Below are 9,250 nucleotides of genomic sequence, written 5' to 3'. Positions count from 1 at the left end.
CAAGGCGCTGGCCCAGGACCAGCTGCGCAGCCTGCTGGCGGCCAAGGTGCCCCGGCTCCCGCAGCCCGCCCAGTGGGTCGAGGCGCTCGCCCACCCGGCGATCATGGACACGACCAAGGCGGAGACCCAGCTCGGCTGGACGCCCCAGGTCAGCGCAGTGGACGCGATCCGCTCGTCCTTGCCTGACTAGAGCCCCTGGCCCCCGGACACCTCGACGACCTGGCCGGTCACCCAGGCCGCCTCGTCGGACAGCAGGAACGCGATGACCCGAGCCACTTCCTCGGGCTCCCCGATCCGGCCGAACGCCACCCCCTGACCCAGCGACTCCACGAGCTCCGGCGAGCTCAGCAGCACGTCGCCGCCGAGACGAGTGCGGGTCGTCCCGGGTGCCACGGCGTTGACCCGGATCCGGCGCCCCGCCAGCTCCTTGGCCCAGTACGGCGTGACGGCGTGCAGCGCGGCCTTGGGCGCCGCGTACGCCGAGTAGCCCGCCGTCACCTGCCCCGGCAGCGCCGAGGTGCTCCCGACGTTGACGATCGCCCCGCCGTCGACGAGGACGGGGAGCAGCCTCTGGGTGAGGAAGTAGGGCCCCTTGAACAGGACCTGCTGGAGGAGGTCGAACCGGTCCTCGGTGATGTCGGCGAACATGTCGCCGCCCCCGGCACCCGCGTTGTTGACGAGGAAGTCCAGTCGGCTCGTCCCCCACGTGGCGTCCAGGGCACCGGCCACCGACGCCACGAAGTCGCCGAGTCCGGCCTGGCCGCCCAGGTCGAGCGGCAACGCGACGGCGCGTCCCCCCGCGGCCTGGATCCGGTCGACGGTCTCCTCTCCCTCGGCCTGATGGGTCCGGTAGGTCGCGATCACGCCGATGTCCCGCCGGGCCAGCTCGAGCGCGGTCGCCTGGCCGATTCCTGCACTGGCGCCGGTGATGAGTGCGGTCTTCATGACGAGGGGCTCCTCGCTGGTAGGTCTCGGATCTGTCCACCCCAGTGAAGATGTGCCGGTCCGACTCGCCTAGGCCGTTGCTACGGGTCGCTTGCCTGATCCTCCGCGGCTAGCATCGGCGGGATCGGCAGGATCGGCAGGATCGGCCGGGTCGAGGACGGTGGGCGTCGGTGAGCATCGAGCGGGTCAGTGCACTGATCGAGAGGCACGCACACCGCTCGGACCTCGGGCTCCCCGGGGTCCGGGTCGCCCGGGTCACGGACCCCACGGAACGGACGCCGTCCATCGCCGAGCCGATCCTGGCGTTCACGATCCAGGGGTCGAAGCGGATCGCCCTGGGTGACGACGTCCACGAAGAGCTACCCGGCACCTACCTGACCGTCGCGGTCGAACTGCCGATCACCGGACACTTCGTGGAGGCCTCGCACTCTCGGCCCTATCTCGGTTTCGGGCTCGACCTGAAGCCCGCCTCCATCGCGGAGCTGCTCGTCGAGACCGGCCCGCACCGACGCCGGATCCCCGCCGCTCCTCCCGGCCTCTCGGTCAACCAAGCCACGCCGGAGATGCTCGACGCCGTCGCCCGGCTGCTGGAGCTCGTCGACCGGCCCGGTGACGCCGCGGTGCTGCGACCGCTGGTCGAGCGCGAGCTGCTGTGGCGGGTCCTGACCGGTCCGGCCGGAGGCGCGGTCCGCCAGATCGGGCTCCAGGACAGCAGCCTCAGCCACATCGGGCGGGCCATCCGGCACCTGCGGTCCAACGCCTTCGAGCCCATCCAGGTGGTGGATCTGGCCCGGTTGAGCGGGATGGGCGTGTCGTCCTTCCACAAGCAGTTCCGCACGGTCACCGCGATGACCCCCATCCAGTACCAGAAGCGGCTCCGTCTCCAGGAGGCGAGGCTGCGGCTCCTCCGGGCACCGCAGGACATCGCGGACGTCGGCCACTCGGTCGGCTACTCCAGCGCCTCGCAGTTCAGCCGCGAGTACCGGCGGGAGTTCGGGTCGCCGCCCAGCGTCGACGCCGCCCGGATGCGCGAGGCGCACCAACAGCCGGCCTGACCCACCCGCATCCCAGGCCGTTGCCAGTTCCTCCGCCGACGTCAGGCCGCGTCCACGCAGCCCGCGCGCACCACACCGACCAGCCGGCGGAGCTTGTGCAGCACCCGGGTCGTCTGTGCGTCCCCGCCCAGCACCTCGAGCCGGACCACCGCCCGATCGCCGGTCGGGACGTAGGAGAACGAGCCCACGGCGTGCAGCGCGAGCACCGTGGCGACCCGCGCCAGCATCGCGTCGTCGTGGACCGCGACAGCCTCGACGACGTCGCCCCGCCGCTGCTCACCCACCCGTCCAGGCTCGCAAGTCCTCCTCACCGCGGCCTTCGTCGGAGCCGACCAAGAACACCCCAGGCAGTTGTCGGGAGGGACGAACACCGCGGTGGCCGCTCTTCCTAGCGTGGCCGTCATGGGTGATCTCGAACACGTCCGGAGCTGGCTCGACGAGCAGCTGCCGCTCCTCCTGGACAAGTACGACGTCCCGGCTGCCGCCTGGGCGGTGCTGCAGGGTGACCAGGTCGTCGACGGCGCGCGCGGCGTGCTCAGCAAGGCCACCGGGGTCGAGGCCACGACCGACTCCCTCTTCCAGATCGGGTCGGTCACCAAGCTCTGGACGAGCACGCTGGTCATGCAGCTCGTCGACGAGGGTCTGGTCGACCTCGAGGCGCCGGTCCGCGCCTACCTCCCCGAGTTCCGGATCGCCGACGAGGAGGCCGCGGCGCGGATCACCGTCCGCCAGCTCCTCAACCACACCTCCGGCTTCGAGGGCGACATCTTCACCGACACGGGGATGGGCGACGACTGCATCGAGAAGTACCTCCCGACCCTCAGCGAGGTCCCGCAGCTGTTCCCTCCGGGCGAGCGGTTCTCCTACAACAACGCCGGCTACTGCGTGCTCGGCCGGCTCGTCGAGGTCCTGCGCGAGAAGCCGTACGACGAGTGCCTGCGCCAGCACCTCTTCGCCCCGCTCGGCCTGACCCACGCGGCGACGAGCGCCTACGACGCCATCATGTTCCGGGCCGCGATGGGGCACATCGAGCTGGAGCCCGGCGCCGGCTACCAGCCGGCGCCGATCTGGGCGATGGCCCGGTCCAACGCGCCCGCAGGGTCGATGCTGTCGATGCGGCCGCGGGACCTGGTGGCCTTCGCCCGGATGCACCTCGAGGACGGCCGCGCCCCCGACGGCACGCAGGTCCTGGCGCCGGGCACCGCCGCGCGGATGCAGGCCCACGAGGTCTCACTTCCCGACATCGGCCTGATGGGCACCTCGTGGGGGCTCGGCTTCGAGCGCTTCGACACCGCCGACGGGGAGATCGTCGGCCACGACGGCAACACGATCGGACAGGCCGCGTTCCTCCGGATGGTGCCGGGGACGGGCCTGGCGGTCGCGCTGCTCACCAACGGCGGCGACGCGTTCTCGCTCTACCGCGAGGTGGTCGGGCACGTCCTCGAGGAGCTCGGTGGTGTCCCGGGCCCGCAGCTGCCGGTGCCACCGGCCCGGCCGGAGCCGTTCGACGCCACACGCTTCGTGGGCACCTACAGCGCCGAGGTCGCCGACCTGACCGTGAGCCAGGACGCCGACGGACGCATCTGGATCGAGCAGGTGCCCAAGGGCATGTTCGAGGAGCTCGGCGAGAAGCCCGAGCGCAGCGAGCTCGTCCACTACCGCGACGACATGCTCATCCCGCTCCAGCCGGACCGCGGCATGCACATGCCGCACGCCTTCCTCGGCGACGACGGCGAGGGCCGGGCGCTCTACCTCTTCGTCGGCCGCATCGTCCGGCGCGCCGGCGCCTGAGCCAGCCCTCGACACCAGCCCTCGACACCAGCCCTGACACCAGACTCGCCACCAGAGATCGGAACAGACATGAAGCTGAGCACCCTCGGGTCCTGCGTCCTCGCGTTCTCCCTCACGGGGGCGCTCGCCGCCTGTGGCGGCGGCGGAGGTGGGTCCAACGACAACGGCGGTGGTGGCGGCGGGGACGCCGAGCTCGTCGACGGCGCCACGTTCACCATCGGTCTGTCGTCCGACCCGGGCAACCTCGACCCGCAGATGGGCGCCGGCTCCTCGCTGTTCACGGTCACCCAGTTCGCCTACGACCCCCTGGTCAGCGTCGACGGCGAGACCGGTGAGATCCGCTCCGCGCTGGCCACGACCTGGGAGGTCCAGGGGACCACGGTCACGCTCGGCCTGGCGGAGGGCATCACCTGCGCCGACGGCGCCGAGCTCACCGCCACCGACGTGGCCGACAGCGTCAACTTCGTCGCCGACCCCAAGAACCAGAGCCCGTTCCTCGGCACGTTCCTGCCCGTGGGTGCGCAGGCCGCCGCCGACGACGCGGCCCGCACGGTCACGATCGAGCTGGCCGAGCCCGCGCCGTTCGTCCTCAACGGCCTGGGCAGCCTGCCGATCGTCTGCCCGTCGGGGGCCGCCGACCGGTCCGCCCTCAAGACCGCCACCGCCGGCACCGGGCCCTACGAGCTCACCGAGGCCGCCCCGGGCGACCGCTACACCTACACGCTCCGCGAGGGCTACACCTGGGGCCCCGGTGGCGCGACCACCGACGAGAAGGGGCTGCCCGCCACCGTCGTGGTCCGGGTGGTCGAGAACGAGACCACCGCCGCCAACCTGCTGCTGTCCGGTGACCTCAACGCGGCCCAGGTCGCGGGGGCCGACGCCGACCGCCTGGAGCAGTCCGGGCTGTTCGCGGCCGAGACCCCGGCCCTGGTGGGCGAGCAGTGGTACAACCACGCCGACGGGCGGCTCACCAGCGACCCCCAGGTCCGGATGGCGCTGACCCAGGCCGTCGACCTCGACGAGCTGGCGAAGGTGATCACGGCCGGCGACGGGGGCCCCGCCCAGGTCCTCGCCACCAACGAGCCGATCGCCTGTCCCGGGGACTCGGTCTCCGGCTCGCTCCCCGCCCACGACCCCGACGCCGCCGGCGCCCTGCTGGACGAGGCCGGATGGACGGTCGGCGGTGACGGCGTCCGCACCAAGGACGGCGAGCCGCTGTCGCTGACGTTCCTCTACCAGAACAACCTGGGCGCGGCCGGCGACGCGGCGGCCGAGCTCGCCGTGGAGCAGTGGAAGGAGATCGGCGTCGAGGTCACCGCGAAGTCCCAGAACGAGACCACGCTGACCGGCACCCTCTTCGGTGCGGGCGACTGGGACGTCAGCTGGGTGTCGCTCAACGTCAACAGCCCCGACCAGCTCGTGCCGTTCCTCTCCGGTCCCGCCGCGCCGGACGGCACCAACTTCGCAGCGATCGCCGACCCCGACTACGAGGCCGCGGTCGACGCGGCCGCCGGGACCAACGGGACCGAGGGCTGCACCGACTGGCTGGCCGCGGAGTCCGGGCTGATCGCCGACGCCGACATCGTGCCGTTCGCGAACAACATCGTGCGCACCTTCGGCAACGGCGCCGAGTTCGAGACCCCGGGCCAGCTGGTGCCGCTGAGCATCCGGATGCTGGCGAAGTAGCGGCGGCCGAGGGCGCTGATCGACGGATGACCATCACTGCGAGCTCGGTCGCAGGGACGCCACCACTCCCGGCCCCCCGGGCCCGGACGGCTCTGCGCGACCGCACCTGGCTGCGCTTCGCCGTCCGCCGGCTAGGCCGGCTGCTGGTCTCGCTGTGGGTGCTGGTCACGGCGTCGTTCGCGATGATCCACCTCATCCCCGGGGACCCGGTGCGGGGTGCCCTCGGGCCCACCGCGCCTGCCGACCTGGTGGAGGCCCGGCGCGAGGCACTGGGGCTCAACGACCCGTTGCTGTCCCAGTACGCCGACTACCTGCGCGCGCTGTTCACCGGCGATCTCGGCACGTCGCTCTCCTCGCAGCTGCCCGTCTCCGACGTCATCGCCCAACGGCTGCCCGCGACACTGTCCTTGGCGGTGCTCGCCTTCGCCGGGGCCGTCGCGGTCGCGATCCCGCTCGGCGTCGCGATGGGGGTGCTGACCCGGCGCGGACACGGACGCCGCACCGAGCTCGCGTTCACCACGTCCAGCGTCGTCGTCGCGACGGTCCCGGACTTCCTCATCGGCATCGGGCTCGTCTACGTGTTCGGCGTGAACCTCGCCTGGCTGCCCGTGGCCGGCAACGAGACGCCGTCGGCCTACGTCCTCCCGGTGCTGGCGCTCGCCATCGGGCCGGCCGCGATCCTGGCCCGGATCGTGCGGGTCGAGATGGTGGGTGTGCTGGAGGCCGACTTCGTGCGGACCGCACGCGCCAAGCGGCTGTCCCCGCGCCGGATCTACCTGGGTCACGCCCTGCCCAACGCGGTCACCGCGGCGCTCACCCTCGGCGGGCTGCTGCTCAGCGCGATGGTGGCGGGCACGGTCCTGGTCGAGAACGTCTTCGCCTGGCCCGGCCTCGGCAGCACCATCGTGCAGTCGATCCTGACCAAGGACTACCCGGTGGTGCAGGCCATCGTGCTCGTCTACGGGATCGGGGTCCTGGTCACCAACACCGTGGTGGACGTCGCCCTGGCCCTGCTCGACCCGCGCTCGATGATCCGGGAGGACTGAGCCGTGCGCGACGGAGAGCGACGCTGGCGGCGGGTCGTCGGCACGCCCCTGGGACTGAGCGCGGCGGCGCTCGTGCTGGCGGTCCTCACGCTGGCGGTGCTCGGACCGGTGCTGTGGGGGGACGCGGCGACCGCCGTGGACACCGACGACATCCTGGCCGGGCCCTCGGCCGAGCACTGGGCGGGCACCGACAACCTGGGCCGGGACATCCTGGCCCGGGTGCTGGTGGCCACCCGGCTCTCGATGCTGCTGGCCCTGGCCGCCGTCGTCATCGCGGTGACCGCGGGGCTCGTCCTCGGCTCGGCGCCGTTCCTCCTCGGCCGGCGGTCCGGCCGGCTCGTCTCGGCCGCGGTCAACGTCGCGGTCGCGTTCCCCGGCCTGCTGCTCGCGCTGTTCTTCGCGGTCGTCTTCGGAGTGGGAGCGACCGGCGCCGTGCTGGCCATCGGTCTGTCCGGCGCACCCGTCTTCGCCCGGCTCACCCAGACCCTGGTCGCCGGGGTCGCGGCCCGCGACTACGTGTCCGCCGCCCGGGTCGCCGGGGTCGGCCGGCTCCGCGTGCTGTTCCGGCACGTGCTGCCCAACATCGCCGAGCCCCTCGTCGTCAACGCCACCATCGGCGCCGGCGGTGCGCTGCTGTCCTTCGCCGGGCTGTCCTTCCTCGGGCTGGGCGTGCAGTCCCCGTCCTACGACTGGGGCCGGCTGCTCTACGACGGCGCCGGCGCCGTCTACGTCAACCCGGCCGCAGCCCTGGCTCCGGGTGCCGCCGTGCTGGTCGCGGGCCTGGCGTTCAACCTGCTCGGCGAGTCGGTCGCCAAGGGCTTCGGCGTCCCGGTGCTCGGCGAGGTGCGCGGCCGGCGGCGGACCGGATCCGGCGACGCGACCCACCAGGACGCAGCCCACGAAGCGGCCCCCGAGACGGCCCGGGTGACCGACGAGGCGCCGACCGCCGAGGACGTGGTGCTGGACGTCCGCGACCTCCGGGTCACCTTCCCCGGCCCGTCCGGACCGGTGCGCCCGGTCCGGGGCGTCAGCTTCAGCGTCCGACGCGGTGAGGCGGTCGGCATCGTGGGCGAGTCCGGCTCGGGCAAGTCGCTGACGGCCCTGGCGGTGTCGCGCCTGGTCGACGACGACGGGACCGTCGAGGCGTCCCGGCTCGCGTTCCTCGGCCACGACCTGCGCACCACCCCGACGCCCGCGGAGCGACGGATGCTCGGCACCAACCTGGCGATGGTGTTCCAGGACCCGATGACGTCGTTCAACCCCACCCAGCGGATCGGGCACCAGCTCGCCGAGGTGGCCACCACACACCTCGGGATGAGCCGGCGCGAGGCGATGGACCGGGCCGTCGAGCGGCTGGACTCGGTGCGCATCGACGACGCCGTCGAACGGGTGCGCCGCTACCCGCACGAGTTCTCCGGCGGCATGCGGCAGCGGGCGATGATCGGCATGGGGCTGATGGGCACCCCGGCACTCATCGTCGCCGACGAGCCCACCACCGCCCTCGACGTCACGGTCCAGCAGCAGGTGCTCGACCTCCTGGCTGCGATCCGGGCCGCCGACGACGTGGCGCTGGTGCTGATCAGCCACGACGTCACCGTGGTCGGCGAGGTCTGCGACCGGGTGCTGGTGATGTACGCCGGACGGATCGTCGAGGAGCTGCCCGCGGCCGACCTGGCCACCGCCGCGCGGCACCCCTACACCCGGGCCCTGGTGGCCGCGGTGCCGGACATGGCGACCGACCTCGAGGCGCCGCTGGCCACGATCGCCGGCCGGCCGGTCGACCCGGCCGAGGTCCCGCCCGGCTGCGCGTACGCCGCCCGCTGCCCCCTCGCCGACGCCCGCTGCCGCGCCCAGGACCCGCCGCTGGAGAGCACGGCGGGCGGGCGGGTCGCCTGCTGGCACGCGGGTGAGCCGCTGCCGCTCCTCGAGATCTCCCGGCCCGCCGAGGACCCGGCCGAGGACCTGGCCGAGAACCTGGTGGAGACACCATGAGCGAGCTCCGGTTCGACGACGTCACGGTGCGCTACGGCCGGTTCACCGCCGTCGACGGCGTGAGCCTCACCGTTCCCCAGGGGCAGGTGGTCGGGCTGGTCGGCGAGTCCGGGTCGGGCAAGTCGACGCTGGCCCGGGCCGCGGTCGGGCTGGCGCCCGTCTCCGGCGGCACCATCACGCTCGGCGGCGCCCCGGTGCCGACCCGCGGGCGCGCCCGCCCCCTGCAGATGGTGTTCCAGGACCCGTACTCGTCCCTGGACCCCCGGATGTCGGTGGGCGAGAGCATCGCCGAGGCGATGCCACCGGGCTCCTCCCGCGCCGAACGGCGCGCCGAGGTCGAGCGGCTGCTCGAGCTGGTCCACCTGGACCCGGCCCGGGCGCGGTCGCTGCCGAGCCGGCTGTCCGGCGGGCAACGCCAGCGGGTCGCTCTGGCCCGGGCGCTGGCCGGCCGCCCCCAGGTGGTGATCGCCGACGAGATCACCTCGGCACTCGACGTCTCCATCCAGGGAGCGGTGCTCAACCTGGTCCGCGAGCTCCAGCGCGAGCTCGGCCTCTCGATGCTCTTCATCTCCCACAACCTCGCGGTGGTGCGCTACGTCGCCTCGCACGTCGCGGTGATGCGCGGAGGCCGCATCGTCGAGCAGGGACCGACCGCCCGGGTCCTCTCGGAGCCCGGACACGACTACACGCGCGAGCTCCTGGCCGCCGTCCCCGGAAGGAACACCCGACCATGAC

9 protein-coding genes are annotated in these 9,250 nt (G+C 73.0%); 7 read left to right on the top strand and 2 right to left on the bottom strand.

Translation table 11 applies throughout. From position 1 onward, the window contains the following. The coding region (locus JHD21_RS17500) for a hypothetical protein (RefSeq protein WP_292677775.1) at positions 1 to 190 on the top strand (190 nt) is incomplete at its 5' end. Here the strand turns inward: JHD21_RS17500 and JHD21_RS17495 are convergent. Continuing rightward, entirely contained in the window at positions 187 to 945 is a 759-nt protein-coding gene (locus JHD21_RS17495) for an SDR family oxidoreductase (protein WP_292677773.1), read from the bottom strand. The genes JHD21_RS17500 and JHD21_RS17495 overlap by 4 nt on opposite strands. A gap of 170 nt (positions 946 to 1,115) precedes the next feature. On the opposite strand from JHD21_RS17495, the gene JHD21_RS17490 reads away from it, so the two are divergent. Further along, the gene (locus tag JHD21_RS17490) at positions 1,116 to 2,000 is read left to right on the top strand and encodes an AraC family transcriptional regulator (protein WP_292677771.1); all 885 of its coding nucleotides are present in this window, start codon (positions 1,116 to 1,118) and stop codon (positions 1,998 to 2,000) included. Between the two features lie 41 nt (positions 2,001 to 2,041). Here JHD21_RS17490 and JHD21_RS17485 read toward each other — a convergent pair whose 3' ends face one another. Further along, positions 2,042 to 2,284, bottom strand: coding sequence for a hypothetical protein (locus JHD21_RS17485; RefSeq protein ID WP_292677769.1), 243 nt, complete (start codon positions 2,282 to 2,284; stop codon positions 2,042 to 2,044). A gap of 118 nt (positions 2,285 to 2,402) precedes the next feature. Between JHD21_RS17485 and JHD21_RS17480 the strand changes: the two genes are divergently transcribed. The 5 genes from JHD21_RS17480 (at position 2,403) to JHD21_RS17460 (ending at position 9,249) form a co-directional block, all read left to right on the top strand. Then, on the top strand, positions 2,403 to 3,791 hold the full coding sequence (locus tag JHD21_RS17480; RefSeq protein ID WP_292677767.1) for a serine hydrolase domain-containing protein: 1,389 nt from the start codon (positions 2,403 to 2,405) through the stop codon (positions 3,789 to 3,791). A 69-nt stretch (positions 3,792 to 3,860) separates the two neighbouring features. Next, positions 3,861 to 5,477 (top strand): ABC transporter substrate-binding protein, encoded by a 1,617-nt coding sequence (locus JHD21_RS17475; protein WP_292677765.1) that lies wholly within the window; start codon positions 3,861 to 3,863, stop codon positions 5,475 to 5,477. Positions 5,478 to 5,503: 26 nt separating this feature from the next. After that, entirely contained in the window at positions 5,504 to 6,523 is a 1,020-nt protein-coding gene (locus JHD21_RS17470; RefSeq protein ID WP_292677763.1) for an ABC transporter permease, read from the top strand. A 3-nt stretch (positions 6,524 to 6,526) separates the two neighbouring features. Further along, positions 6,527 to 8,515 (top strand): dipeptide/oligopeptide/nickel ABC transporter permease/ATP-binding protein, encoded by a 1,989-nt coding sequence (locus tag JHD21_RS17465; RefSeq protein ID WP_292677761.1) that lies wholly within the window; start codon positions 6,527 to 6,529, stop codon positions 8,513 to 8,515. Further along, the gene (locus JHD21_RS17460) at positions 8,512 to 9,249 is read left to right on the top strand and encodes an ATP-binding cassette domain-containing protein (RefSeq protein WP_292677758.1); all 738 of its coding nucleotides are present in this window, start codon (positions 8,512 to 8,514) and stop codon (positions 9,247 to 9,249) included. Before JHD21_RS17465 ends, JHD21_RS17460 begins: the two co-directional genes overlap by 4 nt. Position 9,250: the final 1 nt, after the last annotated feature.

It is taken from the genome of Nocardioides sp. (assembly GCF_016462705.1).
Lineage (GTDB): Bacteria > Actinomycetota > Actinomycetes > Propionibacteriales > Nocardioidaceae > Nocardioides.
The sequence above is the reverse complement of the archived record's forward strand: the minus strand, read 5'-3'. Positions and strand labels throughout refer to the sequence as shown.

What these genes read in the sequence shown, in the direction of transcription:
- JHD21_RS17495 (WP_292677773.1), bottom strand. Translation starts at nt 945, where the DNA reads ATGAAGACCGCACTCATCACCGGCGCCAGTGCAGGAATCGGCCAGGCG.
- JHD21_RS17480 (WP_292677767.1), top strand. Translation starts at nt 2,403, where the DNA reads ATGGGTGATCTCGAACACGTCCGGAGCTGGCTCGACGAGCAGCTGCCG.
- JHD21_RS17475 (WP_292677765.1), top strand. Translation starts at nt 3,861, where the DNA reads ATGAAGCTGAGCACCCTCGGGTCCTGCGTCCTCGCGTTCTCCCTCACG.
- JHD21_RS17470 (WP_292677763.1), top strand. Translation starts at nt 5,504, where the DNA reads ATGACCATCACTGCGAGCTCGGTCGCAGGGACGCCACCACTCCCGGCC.
- JHD21_RS17460 (WP_292677758.1), top strand. Translation starts at nt 8,512, where the DNA reads ATGAGCGAGCTCCGGTTCGACGACGTCACGGTGCGCTACGGCCGGTTC.